This is a genomic window from Streptomyces sp. NPDC037421, assembly GCF_055602105.1.
In genome coordinates, this window is sequence record NZ_JBVJWV010000006.1 from 90,586 (window position 1) to 109,640 (window position 19,055).

At 71.8% G+C, this 19,055-nt stretch carries 17 protein-coding genes and 1 pseudogene; 10 read left to right on the forward strand and 8 right to left on the reverse strand.

Annotated features, from left to right (window positions below; all coding sequences use genetic code 11):
• Positions 1 to 129 precede the first annotated feature (129 nt).
• From ACZ7IF_RS11465 to ACZ7IF_RS11480, 4 genes are all read right to left on the reverse strand, one after another.
• Entirely contained in the window at positions 130 to 1,248 is a 1,119-nt protein-coding gene (locus ACZ7IF_RS11465; RefSeq protein WP_470967237.1) for a GGDEF domain-containing protein, read from the reverse strand.
• Positions 1,249 to 1,345: 97 nt separating this feature from the next.
• The gene (locus ACZ7IF_RS11470) at positions 1,346 to 2,149 is read right to left on the reverse strand and encodes an enoyl-CoA hydratase/isomerase family protein (RefSeq protein WP_470967243.1); all 804 of its coding nucleotides are present in this window, start codon (positions 2,147 to 2,149) and stop codon (positions 1,346 to 1,348) included.
• A gap of 26 nt (positions 2,150 to 2,175) precedes the next feature.
• Positions 2,176 to 3,375 carry an adenylate/guanylate cyclase domain-containing protein gene (locus tag ACZ7IF_RS11475; RefSeq protein ID WP_470967249.1) on the reverse strand — a complete coding sequence of 400 codons (1,200 nt, stop codon included), beginning with the start codon at positions 3,373 to 3,375 and terminating at the stop codon, positions 2,176 to 2,178.
• 170 nt (positions 3,376 to 3,545) lie between these two features.
• Positions 3,546 to 4,412 (reverse strand): biotin--[acetyl-CoA-carboxylase] ligase, encoded by an 867-nt coding sequence (locus ACZ7IF_RS11480; protein ID WP_470967252.1) that lies wholly within the window; start codon positions 4,410 to 4,412, stop codon positions 3,546 to 3,548.
• A 131-nt stretch (positions 4,413 to 4,543) separates the two neighbouring features.
• Here ACZ7IF_RS11480 and ACZ7IF_RS11485 point away from each other — a divergent pair, with 131 nt between their 5' ends.
• The 4 genes from ACZ7IF_RS11485 to ACZ7IF_RS11500 all read left to right on the forward strand — a co-directional run bounded on the left by ACZ7IF_RS11485 (position 4,544) and on the right by ACZ7IF_RS11500 (position 7,292).
• Positions 4,544 to 6,136 carry an acyl-CoA carboxylase subunit beta gene (locus ACZ7IF_RS11485; RefSeq protein ID WP_470842450.1) on the forward strand — a complete coding sequence of 531 codons (1,593 nt, stop codon included), beginning with the start codon at positions 4,544 to 4,546 and terminating at the stop codon, positions 6,134 to 6,136.
• A 21-nt stretch (positions 6,137 to 6,157) separates the two neighbouring features.
• On the forward strand, positions 6,158 to 6,370 hold the full coding sequence (locus tag ACZ7IF_RS11490) for an acyl-CoA carboxylase epsilon subunit (protein WP_405983021.1): 213 nt from the start codon (positions 6,158 to 6,160) through the stop codon (positions 6,368 to 6,370).
• 92 nt (positions 6,371 to 6,462) lie between these two features.
• A complete protein-coding gene (gene mmpB, locus ACZ7IF_RS11495) occupies positions 6,463 to 6,597 on the forward strand; it encodes a morphogenic membrane protein MmpB (protein ID WP_260613863.1) in 135 nt (44 codons plus the stop codon).
• An 86-nt stretch (positions 6,598 to 6,683) separates the two neighbouring features.
• Positions 6,684 to 7,292: a Maf family protein gene (locus tag ACZ7IF_RS11500; RefSeq protein WP_007266093.1), complete on the forward strand. Its 609-nt coding sequence runs from the start codon at positions 6,684 to 6,686 to the stop codon at positions 7,290 to 7,292.
• On the opposite strand, the gene ACZ7IF_RS11505 is transcribed toward ACZ7IF_RS11500, so the two are convergent.
• Positions 7,273 to 7,716, reverse strand: a complete 444-nt coding sequence (locus ACZ7IF_RS11505) for a hypothetical protein (RefSeq protein ID WP_470967256.1) — start codon at positions 7,714 to 7,716, stop codon at positions 7,273 to 7,275. The two genes, ACZ7IF_RS11500 and ACZ7IF_RS11505, sit on opposite strands and share 20 nt — an antisense overlap.
• Before the next feature lie 389 nt (positions 7,717 to 8,105).
• Between ACZ7IF_RS11505 and ACZ7IF_RS11510 the strand changes: the two genes are divergently transcribed.
• Positions 8,106 to 9,869, forward strand: a complete 1,764-nt coding sequence (locus ACZ7IF_RS11510; protein WP_470967260.1) for an acetyl/propionyl/methylcrotonyl-CoA carboxylase subunit alpha — start codon at positions 8,106 to 8,108, stop codon at positions 9,867 to 9,869.
• A 96-nt stretch (positions 9,870 to 9,965) separates the two neighbouring features.
• On the opposite strand, the gene ACZ7IF_RS11515 is transcribed toward ACZ7IF_RS11510, so the two are convergent.
• Both ACZ7IF_RS11515 and ACZ7IF_RS11520 read right to left on the reverse strand, forming a co-directional pair.
• Complete coding sequence (locus ACZ7IF_RS11515) at positions 9,966 to 10,931, reverse strand: DeoR/GlpR family DNA-binding transcription regulator (protein ID WP_470967265.1); 966 nt, start codon at positions 10,929 to 10,931, stop codon at positions 9,966 to 9,968.
• A gap of 199 nt (positions 10,932 to 11,130) precedes the next feature.
• Positions 11,131 to 12,570, reverse strand: a complete 1,440-nt coding sequence (locus tag ACZ7IF_RS11520; protein ID WP_470967271.1) for an NAD(P)H-quinone dehydrogenase — start codon at positions 12,568 to 12,570, stop codon at positions 11,131 to 11,133.
• 162 nt (positions 12,571 to 12,732) lie between these two features.
• Here ACZ7IF_RS11520 and ACZ7IF_RS11525 point away from each other — a divergent pair, with 162 nt between their 5' ends.
• The 3 genes from ACZ7IF_RS11525 (at position 12,733) to ACZ7IF_RS11535 (ending at position 15,787) form a co-directional block, all read left to right on the forward strand.
• Complete coding sequence (locus tag ACZ7IF_RS11525; protein WP_007266087.1) at positions 12,733 to 13,170, forward strand: gamma-glutamylcyclotransferase family protein; 438 nt, start codon at positions 12,733 to 12,735, stop codon at positions 13,168 to 13,170.
• Positions 13,171 to 13,285: 115 nt separating this feature from the next.
• Positions 13,286 to 14,092 (forward strand): purine-nucleoside phosphorylase, encoded by an 807-nt coding sequence (locus tag ACZ7IF_RS11530; RefSeq protein WP_470967277.1) that lies wholly within the window; start codon positions 13,286 to 13,288, stop codon positions 14,090 to 14,092.
• Positions 14,093 to 14,140: 48 nt separating this feature from the next.
• Positions 14,141 to 15,787 carry a phospho-sugar mutase gene (locus ACZ7IF_RS11535; RefSeq protein ID WP_470967281.1) on the forward strand — a complete coding sequence of 549 codons (1,647 nt, stop codon included), beginning with the start codon at positions 14,141 to 14,143 and terminating at the stop codon, positions 15,785 to 15,787.
• Between the two features lie 828 nt (positions 15,788 to 16,615).
• Here the strand turns inward: ACZ7IF_RS11535 and ACZ7IF_RS11540 are convergent.
• Complete coding sequence (locus ACZ7IF_RS11540; RefSeq protein ID WP_470968175.1) at positions 16,616 to 16,828, reverse strand: hypothetical protein; 213 nt, start codon at positions 16,826 to 16,828, stop codon at positions 16,616 to 16,618.
• 292 nt (positions 16,829 to 17,120) lie between these two features.
• Between ACZ7IF_RS11540 and ACZ7IF_RS11545 the strand changes: the two are divergent.
• Both ACZ7IF_RS11545 and ACZ7IF_RS11550 read left to right on the forward strand, forming a co-directional pair.
• Positions 17,121 to 18,240: pseudogene (locus ACZ7IF_RS11545) on the forward strand (helix-turn-helix domain-containing protein).
• Between the two features lie 13 nt (positions 18,241 to 18,253).
• Positions 18,254 to 18,832: an HD domain-containing protein gene (locus ACZ7IF_RS11550; RefSeq protein ID WP_470967284.1), complete on the forward strand. Its 579-nt coding sequence runs from the start codon at positions 18,254 to 18,256 to the stop codon at positions 18,830 to 18,832.
• The last annotated feature ends 223 nt before the right edge of the window (positions 18,833 to 19,055 follow it).

Consider the following 19,055-nt stretch of genomic DNA (forward strand, 5'->3'; position numbering starts at 1 on the left):
GACTGAATCCCTTCATGTCACCCCTCCATTTCCAACCCGCCGCACCCACGGTCCACGGCCTGGCGCCCGGGTGCGGTGCGGGCGCGGCGCCACGCACTCTGCGGCGCGGGCCCGCCCCCGCCCCGCCCCCTACTGCCGACCCCGGAAGCGGCGCCGCTCCCCGCGGCCCTCGCGGGCGGCCGCGGCGTCGGCCAGGCGGACCACCGCCGTGTCGCGCCCCGCGACCACCGGCTCCGCCGACCGCGCCGCCTTCGCCTTGTACTGCGCCGCGTCCGCCAGCCGGAACAGCCGCCGCGAGGACTTCACCGGCCCGATCGGGTCCCCCGTGGAGGCGACCCCGCACGCCACCCCCTCGCCCAGCTCCAGCTCGGCCGCCCGTACGCACACCTCGCCGGTGACCCGGACCACCTCGTCCGCCGACGGCCCCGCGCTGACCAGGCAGAACTCGTCCCCGCCCAGCCGCGCGACCAGCGCCCCCGGCAGCATCGCCCCGCACAGGCTCAGCACCGACCCGAACCGCTCCAGCAGCCGGTCACCCGTCGCGTGCCCCAGGGTGTCGTTGACCCGCTTGAGGCCGTTCAGGTCGCACACCACCAGGCTCACCACCGCCCCGCTGCGCCGGTGCTCCTCCAGGGCCTCGTCCAGCCGCATGTCCACGGCCCGCCGGTTGGCCAGGCCGGTCAGCGGATCGGTGAAGGCGAGGCGCCGGGCCTCCTCCAGGCGCTCGTTCTGCGCGAGCCCGGCCGCCACCACCGCCGCCAGCACCGCCGCGAACTCCGCGTCGTCCTCGTCGAAGTCCGGCAGCCCCTCGTCCCGGGCCACGTACAGCTCGCCCCAGGCCCGCCCGCTGAGCACGACCGGCGCGACCACGCACGTCCCGCGTCCGCGCCGGCGCAGGGCGTCGCCGCGGCGGCCCGGGCGGTCGCCGACGGCGCTCTCGACCCAGGCGTGCGGGCCGCCGCCGCCCGCCCAGCGCTCGTGCAGGAACTCGGTGATCTCGGGGAAGTCGTGCACGGGATAGGACTCGTCCTCGGGGAACTCCTCCTCCCCGGCCCGCCGCTCGCCCTCGTTCACCAGGACCCGCAGCCGCCCCCGCTCGCGCTCCCAGGCCGAGATCGCGGCGAACGAGCCGTCCATCGCCAGCCGGGCACCCCGCGCGGCTGCCCGGACGCTGTCCCGCGGCGCGCTGGCCGCCGCCATGGCCTGCGCGAGTGCCACGACGGCCCGAAGCCGCCCGTCAACTCCCATCACCCCAGACTAGGGAGTTTTATCCGATTTAGTGATAGTTAGCCCCGCTTGGGGTGACCGAAGGTCACCCCAAGTAGCCGCTCCGGGCAGCCGCCGACTACTCCCCCGGCCAGTTCGGCTTGCGCTTCTCGTTGAAGGCCGCCACTCCCTCCGCCCGGTCCCCCGAGAAGGCCACCGTCCGCCAGGCCGCGTCCTCGATCTCCAGCCCCGCCGCAAGGTCCATCCCGTGTCCCAGCCGCAGCGCCCGCTTGGCGGCGCGCAGCCCGACGGGGGAGTTCGCCGCCATCGCCGCGGCCAGCTCCAGGGCCCGCGCGCGGTCCCCGCCCGCCGGGGCGACCTCGTCGACCAGGCCCAGGGACAGGGCCTCGGCCGCCTCCACCCGGCGGGCCGTGAAGATCAGCTCGGCGGCCCGCGCCGCGCCGACGCGGCGCGGCAGCAGCTGCGTACCGCCGCCGCCCGGGATCACTCCGACCGACACCTCGGGCAGCCCGACCACGGCCGTCTCGTCGGCCACGATCACGTCGCAGGCCAGTGCCAGCTCGAAGCCGCCGCCCAGCGCGAAGCCGTGCACCGCCGCGACCGTCGGCATCGGCAGCTCCAGCACGCCCCCGTACGCCCCCCGGGTGGTGGGACGCTGGCGCACCAGATCGGCGTCCGAGAAGGAGTTGCGCTCCTTGAGGTCCGCGCCGACGCAGAACGCGCGCTCATGGGTGGAGGTCAGTACGACGACCCGTACGCCGGGGTCCGCGGCGAGCGCGGCGCACGCGGCGGAGATCGAGCGCGCCATCTCCGTGGAGACGGCGTTCATCGCCTTCGGCCGGTCCAGCACGAGCTCGGCGACCACGTCGCCGTCACCGTGCCGCCGCACCGCCACGAACTCTCCGAAGCGCTGCTCAGACATCCTGCCACCCTCCCGGTTAACGATCGTTACCCGGGGATCTTAGGTGTCCTCCGCGTCAGCGACCAGGGCTCGACGACCCCGAGGCCGCGAACCGGCCGCTGCCACATGGGCTGGAGCGCGAAGCGGTACGCGCCGCCGCCCTCCTCGTTCTCGGCGTCCTTCTCGGACTTCGGCGCGGCGCCCGTCCGGCTCAGCTCCTCGGCCATCGCCCCGTCGACCAGCACCGCGTCCTTGGGGGCTATGGAGGTCAGCCGGCTCGCCAGGTTCACCGTCGTCCCGAAGACGTCGCCCATCCGGGTCGTGACCGTGCCGAAGGCGATGCCGACGCGCAGTTCCGGCATCTGCGGGTCCGCCTCCATGGTCTCGATCAGCCGCAGCGCGATCTCGGCCGCCGTCGCCGCGTCGTCGGCGCAGTACAGCACCTCGTCGCCCAGCGTCTTGATCAGCCGGCCGCCGTGCGCGGCCACCAGGTCCGCCGCCGTCGTCTCGAAGGCCTCGACCAGCTCGCCGAGTTCCTCCTCCTCCAGCCGCCGCGTCAGCCGGGTGAAGCCCACCAGGTCCGCGAAGCCCACCGCGAGGCGCCGGTCGACCATCTCCTCGTCGTCCGCGACCTGCACCACCCGGCCGGTCGCCGCCGCCAGCTGGCGGCGCCACACGTAGACGAGGAACTCCTCCAGCTCCGGCAGCAGCAGCTCGACCAGCGGGTACGTGACCTCCGTACGGGTCATGCCCGGCTCGGGCGGCTCCGTCAGCCCCTCCAGGAAGGAATCGATCTGCCATTCGGCCAGCCGGGCGGTGGTCTGCCCGGTGGACCGGGCCACCTGCACCGCCATCGGCTCGCTCAGCAGCCCCGCCTCCACCAGACCGGCCAGGCGCCGCAGCGCCAGTACGTCGGCCTCCGTCAGGGCCTTGGCCTGCCCGATGTCCGCGAAGCCCATGGCCCGCCAGAACCGCGAGGCCAGCTCCATCGACACACCCGCGCTCCGGGCCGCCTGGAACGGCGTGTACCGCCGCTCGGCGCCCAGGATCAGCTGCTCCAGCCGGATGGCGAGCGGGTCGGCCGTCGGCTGCGCCGCGTGGTCGACCTCGTGGAAGGGCGTGTGCTGGTCCCGCCCGATCGGGGTGCCCGGATTCCCGCCGGAACCGGACGCGGAGCCGGACGCGGAACCGGACGCGGAACCGGAACCGGACGGGGACGCGCTGGACGTAGAGTCGTCGACGGTCAAGGGCCGCCTCCTGTCCATTCCGTGCGCGCTGCCGAACCGGGTGATCACCGGGAGGACCGGGATCGCCTAAACCATACGGCAGGTGTGCCGTAGCTCACTCCCCCAGTTCCGGCCCCGCACGTGCGGGCAACGCCGCGGAGGTCCGGGGGCGGACCCCCGGACCTCCGGTGTCACCTCACCGACCTCAGGTGCACCACGTCCCCCGCGCCCACCGCCTCACGGGCGTCGTCGGCCGTACGGATCACCAGCCGCCCGTCCGCGTCCAGCGCTTCGGCCGTTCCGGTGAGCTCGCGCCCGCCCGGCAGGTCCGCGCGGACGTGGCGGCCCAGCGTCGCGCAGCCGGCCGCGTAGGCCTCCTGGAGGCCGCTTTCCGCCGGGTCGCCCGCCGCGTCGCGCCAGCGCCCGTACCACTCCTCCAGCGACCGCAGCACGGCCTTCAGCAGCGGCTCCCGGTCGGTCACCGACGCCTTGGCCAGGGCCAGCGACCCGGCCGCCGGTACGGGGAGCTCGTCCTCCGTCAAGGTGACGTTGAGGCCGATGCCGAGGACCACCCCGTCCTCGACCCGCTCCGCGAGGATGCCGCCGGCCTTGCGCTCCTCACCCTCCACGTTCACCAGCAGGTCGTTCGGCCACTTGAGCGCGGTGTCCACGCCCGCGCCCCGCGACAGCCCGGCCGCGGTGGCCACCCCGGCCAGCAGCGGCAGCCACCCCCACCGCTCCTGCGGTACGCCCGCGCCCGGCTTGAACAGAACGGAGAAGAACAGCCCCGACCGGGCCGGCGCGACCCAGCTGCGGTCCAGCCGGCCGCGCCCGGCCGTCTGCTCCTCGGCGACCAGCACGGCGCCCTCGGGCAGTTCCGCGGCCCGGGCCGCGAGATCGGTGTTGGTGGACCCGGTGGCGGCGACGACCTCCAGGGAGGTCCACAGACCGTCCGGCGTGACGAGCGCCCTGGAGAGCGCGGAGGCGTTCAGGGGCGGGCGGTCCAGGCTCGACCAGCGGCCCTGGCCCGCTCCGGCTGAAGCATCTTGTGGAGTCATGCAACCCAATGTAGGTGTGTCAAACGCCGCACTGCCGAGCGCCATGCCCGCCGATACGCTACGCACCAGTAGCCAGCAGCAGTCAATCAATTGACCAGGCAGTTGACACCACACAGGGAGCCGCGACCCCGATGTCCCAACCCTCAGAGCCGATCGACATGCACACGACCGCGGGCAAGCTCGCGGACCTGCGGCGCCGCGTCGAGGAAGCCACACACGCCGGTTCCGAGCGTGCCGTCGAGAAGCAGCACGCCAAGGGCAAGCTGACGGCACGTGAGCGAGTGGCGTTGCTGCTGGACGAGGGGTCCTTCGTAGAGCTGGACGAGTTCGCCCGGCACCGGTCGACCAACTTCGGACTGGAGAAGACCCGCCCCTACGGCGATGGCGTCGTCACGGGCTACGGCACGGTGGACGGCCGCCCGGTGGCCGTGTTCTCGCAGGACTTCACCGTCTTCGGCGGGGCCCTCGGCGAGGTCTACGGCCAGAAGATCATCAAGGTGATGGACTTCGCCCTGAAGACCGGCTGCCCGGTCGTCGGGATCAACGACTCCGGCGGCGCCCGCATCCAGGAGGGCGTCAGCGCCCTGGGCATGTACGGCGAGATCTTCCGCCGCAACGTCCACGCCTCGGGCGTGATCCCGCAGATCAGCCTGGTCGTGGGGCCCTGCGCCGGCGGAGCCGTGTACTCCCCGGCCATCACCGACTTCACGGTCATGGTCGACCAGACCTCGCACATGTTCATCACCGGCCCGGACGTCATCAAGACGGTCACCGGCGAGGACGTCGGCTTCGAGGAGCTGGGCGGGGCGCGCACGCACAACAGCACGTCCGGCGTCGCCCACCACATGGCCGGTGACGAGAAGGACGCGATCGAGTACGTCAAGTCGCTGCTGGCGTACCTGCCGTCGAACAACCTCTCCGAGCCGCCCGCCTTCCCCGAGGAGGCGGACACCGAGGTCTCGGACACCGACCTGGAACTCGACGTCCTGATCCCGGACAGTGCGAACCAGCCGTACGACATGCACACTGTCATTGAGCACGTGCTGGACGACGCGGAGTTCCTGGAGACCCAGTCCCTGTTCGCGCCGAACATCCTCACCGGCTTCGGCCGGGTCGAGGGACACCCGGTGGGCGTCGTCGCCAACCAGCCGATGCAGTTCGCCGGCTGCCTGGACATCAACGCCTCCGAGAAGGCCGCGCGGTTCGTCCGGACGTGCGACGCCTTCAACATCCCGGTGCTGACGTTCGTCGACGTCCCGGGCTTCCTGCCCGGCACCGACCAGGAGTACAACGGAATCATCCGGCGCGGCGCGAAGCTGATCTACGCGTACGCCGAGGCCACCGTCCCCCTCATCACCGTCATCACGCGCAAGGCCTTCGGCGGCGCCTACGACGTCATGGGCTCCAAGCACCTCGGCGCGGACCTGAACCTGGCCTGGCCGACCGCCCAGATCGCCGTCATGGGCGCGCAGGGCGCGGTGAACATCCTGCACCGGCGCACCATCGCGGAGGCCGCTCCGGAGGAGGTGGAGGAGACCAGGGCACGGCTCATCACCGAGTACGAGGACACCCTGCTCAACCCCTACACGGCCGCCGAGCGCGGTTACATCGACGCGGTGACCATGCCGTCCGAGACCCGCGCCCACGTGGTGAAGGGGCTGCGCCAGCTGCGTACGAAGCGGGAGTCGCTGCCCCCGAAGAAGCACGGCAACATCCCCCTCTAGGCCCTCCAGGAGGACTCTGTGGTGATCAAGGTCGTCAAGGGCAACCCGACCCCCGAGGAGCTGGCCGCCGCACTGGCGGTGGTCCAAGCGCGCGCGGCGGCGCTGGCCTCGGCCCCGTCGGGCGCGCCCCGGATCCCGGACGAGTGGGCCTCGCCGAGCCGGGTGGCCCGGCGGCGCCAGATGCTGCCCGGGCCGCGCGCGTGGGGCCGTACGTACTGGCCCGGACGGGGCTGAGCCCCGCGTTCCGGAAGATGGCGCGAACGGACGGTGGCGCCTGAGTACCCGTACTCAGGCGCCACCGGCGTACCGGGGGCCAGGATCGGAGCATGCTCTGGTCAGACCCGAAGAACGAGCCCCCGAAGGACATGCGCGACGCCCAGGCGATGCTCCGGCGGATGCTCGTGGTCCTCGTACTGGCGATGGTGATCGCGGTGTACGTCCTCGGCGTGCCCCCGTTCTAGGGGGTGCCCGGCGGACCCGGGCCCGGCCGTGATCCGCCGGACACCCCCTGGGGCGGCCCGGCGACGGTCCCGGCGGCCGCCCTACGATGGCCCCCATGACCGTACGCACGCTCGTCCTCGCCTCCGCCTCGCCCGCCCGGCTGAACCTGCTGCGGCAGGCCGGGCTCGCCCCGCACGTGATCGTCAGCGGCTTCGACGAGGACACCCTGGACCACGACGAACCGGCCGGCCTGGCGCTGGCCCTGGCCGAGGCCAAGGCGGGCGTGGTGGCGGGCCTGGAGGAGGCCGCGGGCGCGCTGGTGATCGGCTGCGACTCCGTGCTGGAGCTGGACGGCGAGGCGCTCGGCAAGCCGGCCGACGCGGCCGACGCCACCGCCCGCTGGAAGTCGATGCGCGGCCGGGCCGGGGTGCTGCGCACGGGCCACTGCGTGATCGACACGGCCACCGGCCGTCAGGTGTCGGCGACGGCCTCCACGACGGTCCGCTTCGGCGAGCCGACGGACGCGGAGGTGGCGGCGTACGTGGCCAGCGGCGAGCCGCTGCACGTGGCCGGGGCGTTCACCCTGGACGGCCTGTCGGCGCCGTTCATCGACGGCATCGACGGGGACCCGGGCAACGTCATCGGCCTGTCGCTGCCGCTGCTGCGCTCCCTGCTGGGCGAACTGGACGTCTCCATCACGGACCTGTGGGCCTGAGGCTCTCACCGGGCCGCTCGGCCGGCCCGGCCGCCGGCCCGGCGTGGAGCATCAGGGTCAGCACGAGCAGGCACAGGATCACCATCGTCGCCGCGAAGGCACCCCAGCCGACGAGTCCCACGGCGAGGGCGCCGAGCACCCCGTGGGTGACGGCGGCGACGACGAGCACGACGCGGGCGGCACGGCCCGGCGGGCGGTCCCGCAGGGCGGCGACGGCGGCCAGGACGGCGCACAGCAGGAGGAAGGCGCCCATGCCGGCCCCCATCCCGTAGGTTGCCGTGGCCATGACATCCGAATCCATGCCCGCGATGGACATCGACTGGGCTTCGGTCGCCCGGCCCAGCACGAGGTGGACGAGCACGAGTACGGCGGCCTCCGCGACGAGCGCGATCGCGGCCAGCCCCGCCACGAGTCTGCGCAGCACGACGCCCCCATCCCTCCCACGCCACAAGCGTGTTCGACGCCTGGGAGGCTACTAACGAGTAAACCTTCGGACAAGAGTCCGGGCCCGCTTCGTTACGGGAAGGCGCCGCGCGGGCGACCGTGACGGCTCTCACTCAAAGAATGCATAGGCCGTTCGTAGGGACTCCACAAAGAATCAGCGGGGGCCGCTGACCCGCCGAACAGAGACCTTCCCCTCTCCACGGGGTTACTGTGCAGTCGGGGATCACCCTGACCTGGGGCGACACACGGGATTTCGCACTCAAGGGGCACTCGAATCACGCTCCGTGTGGGCAAGGTCACCACCGGGGAAGGGTCGTAAGGCCGTGTCGGCAGTCCCTAAACTCAGCTTGTTTCAAGGAGGGAGCCATCGTGCGCAAGGTGCTCATCGCCAACCGTGGCGAAATCGCTGTCCGCGTTGCTCGGGCCTGCCGGGATGCCGGAATCGCAAGCGTAGCCGTCTACGCCGATCCGGACCGGGACGCCCTGCACGTCCGCGCGGCAGACGAAGCTTTCGCGTTGGGCGGTGACACCCCGGCAGCCAGCTACCTCGACATCGCGAAGGTCCTGCAGGCCGCCGCGGACTCCGGTGCGGACGCCATCCACCCCGGATACGGCTTCCTCTCCGAGAACGCCGACTTCGCCCAGGCCGTGCTCGACGCCGGCCTGACCTGGATCGGCCCGCCGCCGCAGGCCATCCGCGACCTCGGCGACAAGGTGGCCGCCCGCCACATCGCCCAGCGCGCCGGGGCCCCCCTCGTCGCGGGCACCCCCGACCCCGTCTCCGGCGCCGACGAGGTCGTCGCGTTCGCCCAGGAGCACGGCCTGCCCATCGCCATCAAGGCCGCCTTCGGCGGTGGCGGCCGCGGCCTCAAGGTCGCCCGCAACCTCGAAGAGGTGCCGGAGCTCTACGAGTCCGCCGTGCGCGAGGCCGTGGCCGCCTTCGGCCGCGGCGAGTGCTTCGTCGAGCGCTACCTCGACAAGCCGCGCCACGTCGAGACCCAGTGCCTCGCGGACTCGCACGGCAACGTGGTCGTCGTCTCCACCCGCGACTGCTCGCTCCAGCGCCGCCACCAGAAGCTCGTGGAGGAGGCCCCGGCCCCCTTCCTGACGGAAGCCCAGAACGCCGAGCTCTACGCCGCGTCCAAGGCCATCCTCAAGGAGGCCGGCTACGTCGGCGCGGGCACCGTCGAGTTCCTCGTCGGCACCGACGGCACCATCTCCTTCCTGGAGGTCAACACCCGCCTCCAGGTCGAGCACCCGGTGACCGAGGAGGTCGCCGGCATCGACCTGGTCCGCGAGATGTTCCGCATCGCCGACGGCGAGGAGCTCGGCTACGGCGACCCGGAGCTGCGCGGCCACTCCTTCGAGTTCCGCATCAACGGCGAGGACCCGGGCCGCAACTTCCTGCCCGCCCCCGGCACCGTCACCCTCTTCGCCCCGCCGACCGGCCCCGGCGTCCGCCTGGACGCGGGCGTGGAGACCGGCTCGGTCATCGGCCCCGCCTGGGACTCGCTGCTCGCCAAGCTGATCGTCACCGGCGCCACCCGCGAGCAGGCCCTCCAGCGCGCCGCGCGCGCCCTGGCGGAGTTCAACGTGGAGGGCATGGCCACCGCCATCCCCTTCCACCGCGCGGTCGTCGCCGACCCGGCCTTCGCCCCGGCCGACGGCACCCCGTTCAAGGTCCACACCCGCTGGATCGAGACGGAGTTCGTCAACGAGATCAAGCCCTTCGCCGCTCCGGCGGCCGAGGAGACCGAGGACGAGCCGGGCCGCGAGACGGTCGTCGTCGAGGTCGGCGGCAAGCGCCTGGAGGTCTCCCTCCCGTCCTCGCTGGGCATGACCCTGGCCCGCACGGCCGCCGCGGGCGGTGCCAAGCCGAAGCGCCGCGCCGCCAAGAAGTCCGGCCCGGCCGCCTCCGGCGACACCCTCGCGTCCCCGATGCAGGGCACGATCGTCAAGGTCGCGGTCGAGGAGGGCCAGCAGGTCAACGAGGGCGACCTGGTCGTCGTCCTGGAGGCGATGAAGATGGAGCAGCCGCTGAACGCGCACCGCTCCGGCACCATCGTCGGCCTCACCGCCGAGGTCGGCGCCTCCCTCACCTCGGGCGCCACGATCTGCGAGATCAAGGACTGACGCCCCACCCGCTCACGCGAAGGCCCCCGCCCGGAACCCCGGACGGGGGCCTTCGCCCTTCCGGCCTCGCAGGGCCCCGGCACCCCCGGACAGGGCCTAGCGGCGCCGCATGTCCGCGACCCGCGCCCGCTCCCCGGCCTGCTGCTCCAGCAGCGACGCGGGGGCGCTGCGCAGCTGGGCGGTGGGCCCGCCGCGCCGCTGGACCGGCAGCGGGGCCTCCCGGCGCGGCCTGCGCCCCGGCATGCCCTCCCCGGCGCCCCCGTGGCCCCCGGCCACCGGCGCCGACCCGGCCACGGTGATCTGCACGCCCTGGTCGGCCAGTGCCTGGAGCTCGGTCGCGGCCCGTTCGTCGTGCTGCGGGGGCTCGTCCGTCACCAGCCGAGTCATCACGTCGGTCGGCACGGTCTGGAACATCGTGTCCGTGCCGAGCTTCGTGTGGTCGGCCAGTACGACGACCTCCGCCGCCGCCTGCACCAGCGCCCGGTCCACGCTCGCGGAGAGCATGTTGGACGTGGACAGCCCGCGCTCGGCGGTCAGGCCGCTCCCGGACAGGAAGGCCCGGGAGACCCGCAGCCCCTGGAGGGACTGCTCGGCGCCGCTGCCCACGAGGGCGTAGTTCGAGCCGCGCAGCGTGCCGCCGGTCATCACCACCTCCACCCGGTTGGCGTGCGCCAGCGCCTGGGCGACGAGCAGCGAGTTGGTGACGACGGTCAGACCGGGCACCCGCGCGAGCCGGCGGGCCAGCTCCTGGGTCGTGGTGCCCGCGCCGACGACGACGGCCTCGCCTTCTTCGACGAGGCCGGCCGCGACATCGGCGATGGCGGTCTTCTCCGCCGTGGCGAGATGGGACTTTTGCGGAAAGCCGGACTCCCGCGTGAAACCGCCCGGCAAGACCGCACCGCCGTGCCGGCGGTCGAGGAGTCCTTCTGCCTCCAGTGCCCGCACGTCCCGCCGTACGGTCACTTCGGAGGTCTGGACGACACGGGCGAGCTCACGGAGCGATACCGCACCGTTGGCCCGCACCATTTCGAGGATCAATTGGCGACGTTCAGCAGCGAACACGAAACTGACAGTAACCCCAACGACCGTCTGCTTTCAGCTCCTTGCGCCGGAATACCGAAGTTGTCCATACGGCGGCCCGGCAAGTGGTATACGCGGTCGGCCCGCTGCCGACCCCCGCCACCACGCACCCCCGCCCCACCTCGGCCTCCGCCCCAACCCGCGTACGGGAAGGGGCGGTTGGGCATCGGGGCGGGGCCGCCTACGCCTCGCCGCCCGCCTTGCGGGTGTGCAACTGGCGGGCCACTTCGGCGATCGAACCGGACAGCGAGGGGTACACGGTGAACGCGTTTGCGATCTGCTCGACGGTCAGGTTGTTGTCGACGGCGATCGAGATGGGGTGGATCAGCTCGCTCGCGCGCGGCGAGACGACGACGCCGCCCACCACGATCCCGGTGCCCGGACGGCAGAACAGCTTCACGAACCCGTCCCGGATGCCCTGCATCTTGGCGCGCGGGTTGCGCAGCAGCGGCAGCTTCACCACACGGGCGTCGATCTTGCCGGCGTCCACGTCGGCCTGGGTGTAGCCGACGGTGGCGATCTCGGGGTCGGTGAAGACGTTCGAGGAGACCGTCTTCAGGTTCAGCGGGGCCACCGCGTCGCCGAGGAAGTGGTACATCGCGATGCGCCCCTGCATGGCGGCGACGGAGGCGAGCGCGAAGACCCCGGTCACGTCACCGGCGGCGTAGACGCCCGGCGAGGACGTGCGCGACACCTTGTCGGTCCAGATGTGCCCGGACTCCTTGAGCCGGACCCCGGACTCCTCCAGGTTCATGTCCTTGGTGTTCGGGATCGCGCCGACCGCCATCAGGCAGTGGGTACCCGTGATCACACGGCCGTCGGAGAGGGTGACCTCGACCCGGTCGCCCACGCGCTTGGCGGACTCGGCGCGCGAACGGCCGATGACGTTCATGCCGCGGCGGCGGAAGACGTCCTCCAGGACGGCGGCCGCGTCCGGGTCCTCGCCCGGCAGCACGCGGTCGCGCGAGGACACCAGGGTCACCCGGGAGCCCAGGGCCTGGTACGCGCCGGCGAACTCGGCACCGGTCACACCGGAACCGACCACGATCAGCTCCTCGGGGAGCTCCTCCAGGTCGTAGACCTGGGTCCAGTTCAGGATCCGCTCCCCGTCGGGCATCGCGTCCGGGATCTCGCGGGGGTGCCCGCCGGTGGCGATCAGCACGGCGTCGGCGGTGAGGATCGTCTCGGTGCCGTCGGCGGCGGTGACGATGACGTCCCGCGTGCCGTCGATGCCCTGCGGGCCGCCGAGCTTGCCGCGGCCGCGCATGACGCGGGCGCCGGCCCGGGTCACGGACGCGGTGATGTCGTGGGACTGGGCCAGCGCGAGGCGCTTCACGCGCCGGTTCACCTTGCCGAGGTCCACGCCGACGACGCGCGCGGCCTGCTCGATGTGCGGTGTGTCGTCCGCGACGACGATCCCCAGCTCCTCGTACGACGAGTCGAAGGTCGTCATGACCTCGGCGGTCGCGATGAGGGTCTTCGAGGGCACGCAGTCGGTCAGCACCGAAGCCCCGCCCAGACCGTCGCAGTCGACGACGGTCACCTCCGCGCCGAGCTGGGCGCCCACCAGGGCCGCCTCATACCCACCGGGTCCGCCGCCGATGATCACGATCCGGGTCACGAAAAGTCCGCCTCACGTCTACCCGGCCGGCTGCCGCCCCGGCCGGCGGTCCGGGGGTCCTCCCCGGGGGATGCATTCCGTGCCCCATTGTCCCGCACGCATCAAGGTGCTCGCACCATCCGGACACGCGTGCCGGGGCGACCCTCCCGTACCCTCGACCTCATGTCGCTCTACGCCGCGTACGCCGGCAACCTCGACCCGCGGCTGATGACGCGCCGCGCTCCCCATTCCCCGCTGCGCGGCACGGGCTGGATCAACGACTGGCGGCTGACCTTCGGCGGCGAGCAGATGGGCTGGGAGGGTGCCCTCGCCACCATCGTGGAGGCCCCCCGCCAGCAGGTCTTCGTCGCGCTCTACGACATCGCCCCGCTGGACGAGGACTCCATGGACCGCTGGGAGGGTGTCGGGCTCGACATCTACCGCCGCATGCGGATCCGCGTCCACACCCTGGACGGCGAGGAGGCGGCGTGGTGCTACGTCCTCAACGGCTACGAGGGCGGCCTGCCGTCGGCGCGCTACCTGGGCGAGATCGCGGACGCCGCCGAATCGGCGGGCGCGCCGCACGACTACGTCATGGAACTCCGCAAGCGCCCCTGCTGAGGCCGGCCCGCGCGGGCGGAGGGGGACGATTCGGCGGAAACGACAAGGCAACGATCCGAACACCGTGAGCTGCGCCATCTACGCGCGTAGGCGATAAGCGGCTACGCTCGTCTGCGTGAACGCATCTGTTACCGACCCCTTCGCCGCCGCCGACGCCGCCGCCGCCCGCCTCCGCGAGCTCACCGGCGTCGAATCCCACGATGTCGCCCTCGTCATGGGCTCCGGCTGGGCCCCCGCCGCAGAGGCGCTCGGCGCCCCCGAGTCCGAGTTCCTCGTCACCGAGCTGCCCGGCTTCCCCCCCGCCGCCGTCCAGGGCCACGGCGGCAAGATCCGCTCGTACAAGATCGGCGACAAGCGCGCCCTGGTCTTCCTCGGCCGGACCCACTTCTACGAGGGCCGCGGCGTCGCCGCCGTCGCCCACGGCGTGCGCACCGCCGTCGCCGCCGGCTGCAAGACCGTCGTCCTGACCAACGGCTGCGGCGGCCTCCGCCAGGGCATGGCGCCCGGCCAGCCGGTCCTCATCAGCGACCACCTCAACCTGACGGCCACCTCGCCGATCGTCGGCGCGAACTTCGTCGACCTCACCGACCTGTACTCCCCGCGCCTGCGCGCGATGTGCAAGGAGATCGACGAGACCCTCGAAGAGGGCGTCTACGTCCAGTTCCCCGGCCCGCACTACGAGACCCCGGCCGAGATCAACATGATCCGCGTAATGGGCGCCGACCTGGTCGGCATGTCCACCGTGCTGGAGGCCATCGCCGCCCGCGAGGCCGGCGCCGAGGTGCTCGGCATCTCCCTGGTCACCAACCTGGCCGCGGGCCTGTCCGGCGAGCCGCTGAACCACGAAGAGGTCCTCCAGGCCGGCCGCGACTCCGCCGCCCGCATGGGCACGCTGCTGACGCAGGTCCTCGCCCGCATCTGATCGACGACCGACGATCGACGACGACGTACGAGAGGTAAGGCGGAAGCAGTGCAGGAACAGGACGACCTCCTCGCCCGGGCCCGGACCTGGCTGGCCGAGGACCCGGACCCGGAGACGGCGGCGGAGCTCGCGGCCCTGATCGACGCGAACGACACGGCCGAGCTCGCGGACCGCTTCTCCGGCACGCTCCAGTTCGGCACCGCCGGACTGCGCGGCGAGATCGGCGCCGGGCCGATGCGGATGAACCGTTCCGTGGTCATCCGGGCCGCGGCGGGCCTCGCGGCCTACCTGAAGGCCCAGGGCCACGCCGGCGGCCTCGTCGTCGTCGGCTACGACGCGCGCTACAAGTCGGCGGACTTCGCCCGCGACACCGCCGCCGTGATGACCGGCGCCGGACTGCGCGCGGCCGTCCTGCCCCGGCCGCTGCCGACGCCCGTCCTCGCGTACGCCATAAGGCACCTCGGCGCCGTCGCCGGCGTCGAGGTGACCGCGAGCCACAACCCTCCCCGGGACAACGGCTACAAGGTCTACCTCGGCGACGGCTCGCAGATCGTGTCCCCCGCGGACACCGAGATCGCGGCGCAGATCGCGGCCGTCGGCGCGCTGGCCGACGTACCGCAGCCCTCGGACGGCTGGCTCCAGCTCGACGAGGAGGTCCTGGAGGCCTACCTGACCCGCACGGACGCCGTCCTGACCCCCGGATCCCCCCGGGGCGCGCGGACCGTCTACACGGCCATGCACGGCGTCGGCAAGGACGTCGTCCTGGCCGCCTTCGCCCGCCACGGCTTCCCCGACCCGGTGCTCGTCGCCGAGCAGGCCGAGCCCGACCCGGCCTTCCCGACGGTCGCGTTCCCGAACCCGGAAGAGCCGGGCGCCATGGACCTGGCCTTCGCGAAGGCCGCCGAGGTCCAGCCGGACATCGTCATCGCCAACGACCCGGACGCCGACCGCTGCGCGGTGGCCGTCCCGGACAACGGCGGCTGGCGCATGCTGCGCGGCGACGAGGTCGGCGCGCTGCTGGCGGCCCACCTGGTCCACAAGGGCGCCCGGGGCGTCTTCGCGGAGTCCATCGTCTCCTCCAGCCTCCTCGGCCGGATCGCGGAGGCCGCGGGCGTCGGCTACGAGGAGACCCTGACGGGCTTCAAGTGGATCGCCCGCGTCGAGGGCCTGCGCTACGGCTACGAGGAAGCCCTCGGCTACTGCGTGGACCCCGAGGGCGTCCGCGACAAGGACGGCATCACCGCCGCCCTGCTGGTCGCCGAGCTCGCCTCGAAGCTCAAGGAGCAGGGCCGCACCCTGACCGACCTGCTGGACGACCTGGCGATGGCCCACGGCCTGCACCACACCGACCAGCTGTCGGTCCGCGTCTCGGACCTGTCGGTCATCGCCAACGCCATGGCGCAGCTGCGCGCCGAGCCCCCGGCCTCCCTGGCGGGCCTGCGGGTGGTCTCGGCGGAGGACCTGTCGGTCGGTTCGGCCGCCCTCCCGCCCACGGACGGCCTGCGCTACTACCTGGACGGCGACTACAAGGCCCGGGTCATCTGCCGCCCGTCCGGCACGGAGCCCAAGCTCAAGTGCTACCTGGAGGTAGTGGTCCCGGTCGCCGAAGCCTCCGACCTCGCGAGCGCCCGCACCCGCGGCCAGGAGATCCTGGACGGCATCAAGAAGGACCTCTCGGCGGCGATGGGCCTCTGAGACCCCCGTTCCGCCTGCGACGGCCCCCTCGGCTCCGGCCGAGGGGGCCGTCGGCGTTTCGGGGGGGGGTGGCGCGGTACGCGGTACGCGGCTTGCGGCGCGGGCCCGCCATCTCCCCCTCGAGGGGTGGGGGCCGGGCGGTGTCTGCCCACCCGCCTCCCCAGGTGCGGGCCGGTGGGGTGGGGAGCGGTGTCCCCCTGGGCGGTCTCAGAGTCGGTTTGGGGGTTTCCCGTCAGTCCCATCGTCCTTCCGTGTCGTGCCGGTCCCTCAAGGGCGCTCCCTTCGGTCGCGTCACTTCGTGATCGCCTTCGGCGACCCTTGACCGACCGACCCGCCCCGGAAAGACAAAGGACTGCCGGGAAACCCCCAAAAGAACGGCACGGTCCAAGGGGGAGGGACGGGTCTCTCAGCGATGAGGCGAGGGGCCGGGCCTTGGCCGGCCGGGCATCCGGGCCCTTGCAGGCCTGGTCCAGGGTCGGGGCGCGACTACCTGCACCAAATGTTGACCAGAGCCCCCTGCGGAGCACCCAGACGCAGCAGATCGCTACGCGCTCCTGTCGTCTCAGCGTCCGGCGACCGCCCGGGGCTGATACCCGCACCAGAGGACGAACAGAGCAGCCCAGGGATCGGATGGGCGCCTGAGATCGCTACGCGCTCCTCTGGTCTCGGCGGCCGGCGGCCCTCTCGGGCTGATACCGGCGCCAGAGGGGCGTCAGAGTTCTAGACCGGTGGGCGTCCGGGGGTCGGGGCGGGTGGGGGTGAGGGGAGTGGGGGGCCGGGGTTGGGGGGCTGTTCGGGGTAGCGGAGTAGACATGACTCTCCTGAGGGTCAGTGGGTGGCCGGCTCGATGTTGGTGACTGCCGTGGTGAACTCGCGGCCGGAGGCCTTGCGGATGTAGGCGAGCTCCATCCAGCGTTCGATGCCGGTGTCGGAGACGTTCTCGTTGATCACCGCCATCAGCACGCCCTCAGTACCGGACGCGATGTCGCGCACACGGCGGCGAAGGAGCCTGTGGGGGATGTACTCGTAGCACTCACTCATGTCCTCCTCCATGGAATCGACGAAGCGCTCCCACCCGGCGCGCGCTCGGGCGAGAAGCCCCAGACTTGGTGCGGAAACGCCCTTCGGCTCCGGCCAGGACACGACAAGACGCTTGCCGCCCGGAGGCTGTGCGCTGGCGGCATCCTTCTCTGCTGCGTTCAAGACGGCCCCATGTCGCTACGCTGAGTGGTCTGCTTGTCACTGTGCCTACGAGCGTAGGCACATCGCCCGGCCGGTCGAAGTGACTGTTGGTACGGGTACTTGGCGAAGAATCCGAGGGCCTGGAGGTGCTGTGGTCGGCAAGGGACGTTCCAACCTGACCATCAGTCCGGGAAGTCGACGGCCCAGCCGTCTCGGGACGGTTTCCGGGTATGTCTTCCGGGTCATCCGGGAGCAGCTCGGCCACACTCAGGAGACCCTCGCGGAGGCCTTTCACCTCTCGACGGACGCCATCGCGGGATGGGAATCCGGCAGACGGCCGCTCACGGCTCTCTCCGTCGGCCAGATGCTCGGACACCGTCATCGGCTCATGCACATGGGGACTCCGGCAGCCTTACTCACTGCCTTGGAAAGGGCGATGGAGTCAGACGTCCTGTTGCTGAGTGCCCTCGAAGGGGATGAGTCGGCCAGCATCAGCCCTCTCGGCTCGTGGGTCATGCAACGCGACCTGGTGGAAGTCCTGGCCTGGCCATTGAACGGCGAAGCGCCGGAGTTCCATGCGTGCGCTGCCGCCTTCGATTCACTCCCGGCGCGGCCCGGTGCCAAGAGGGCCCGAGTTGGGCGTGTCAGAACGCACCCGGTTCTTCCAGTACTTGCGCACGACAGCCGAAGAGGCCCGTGCCGCCGACCAGTTCCTGCTGCGCCGCCAAGCCCTGTACCTCGCAGACTACGACCAGGCAGAGGACACCGTCGGCTGGCTGATGCAGCAGCAAAAGGCGGAACGACCCGACGACTGGCTCACCCGTTGGCTCAATGCCCGTTCCGTGGCCACCGTTGCGGCCCGTCAAGGTGACCGGGAGCGCATGGGGCACTTCATCTCCGCCGCGCTCGAAGGCGATGACTTGGGAGAGACCGCCAACCTCAACTACTGGGCGTACTGGACCGGCGAGGCCGCGCACCCCCAGCTCTCCGATGATTTCATCGTGGAGACCGATCCCGCCTCGTGGCAAGGACAGAAGCTCTTCCAGCATTTGGTGAAGGGGCTCAGGCCGCAACACGGCTACTTCGACCTGAACGTGCACACCCTCTGGGCACTCCTGGCGGCCCGCCCCAGCCTCCTGAAGACGGCCACTTCCACTACCCGAGACCTGCGGGCCCGGATGCCCGTGCTGTTGGATGGCACCGAGCCCTCGACCGGATCGCGTCGGGAGCTTGAAGGCATTCGGTACGCAATCCGCCTCGCCGAGGCGTGAGAAGGAGACAGACGTGGCTGACGACCTGTCCGCGGTGGCGCACTTCCTCTACGAAGCCGGAACGCTCAAGAACGCACGCCGCACGGGCTGGTGGATGGCAGGCATCAACAACCCCGAGAGTGTGGCCGAGCACTCCTGGCGCACGTCCCTGATCGCCTCCGTCATCGCCAAGCTGGAGGGCGCGGACCCGGCCCGCGCAGCCTTCCTCGCCGTGTGGCACGACACCCAGGAAACCCGCAGCGGCGACGTGAATCACTTGGGCAAGAAGTACTCCCCGTCCGCCGACCCCGCCGCGATCACGGCCGACCAGACGGCCGGCATGCCCGACCTCCTCGCCGCAACCATCCAAGACCTCGTAGCGGAATACGAGGCCAAGGAAACACCCGAATCGATCTGCGCCCGGGACGCCGACAAGCTTGAATGCATGCTCCAGGGCATCGAGTACAAGGCACAGGGCTACGCGAACGCACAACGCTGGATCGACAACAGCCGCGGCCGACTGACCACAGAAACCGCCCAGCGCCTCGCCGACGAACTCCTCGCCCAAGGCACCCTGGACTGGCTCCGCGCAGCCATGGGCGAGCAGCCCTGATCCCCCGGCGATCCGATCAGCCCCAGACGGCCGTCAGCCGCCGAGACGAGAAAAGCGCGTAGCGATCTCACGTGCCCGTCCGCTCCCTGAGCTGCTCTGATCAACCTATGGTGCGGGTATCAGCCCCGGACGGTCGTCGGACGCTGAGACGACGGGAGCGCGTAGCGATCTGGCGCGCCTGGAGGCGCCGCAGGTCGCTCTGATCAACCTCTCGTGCAGGTAG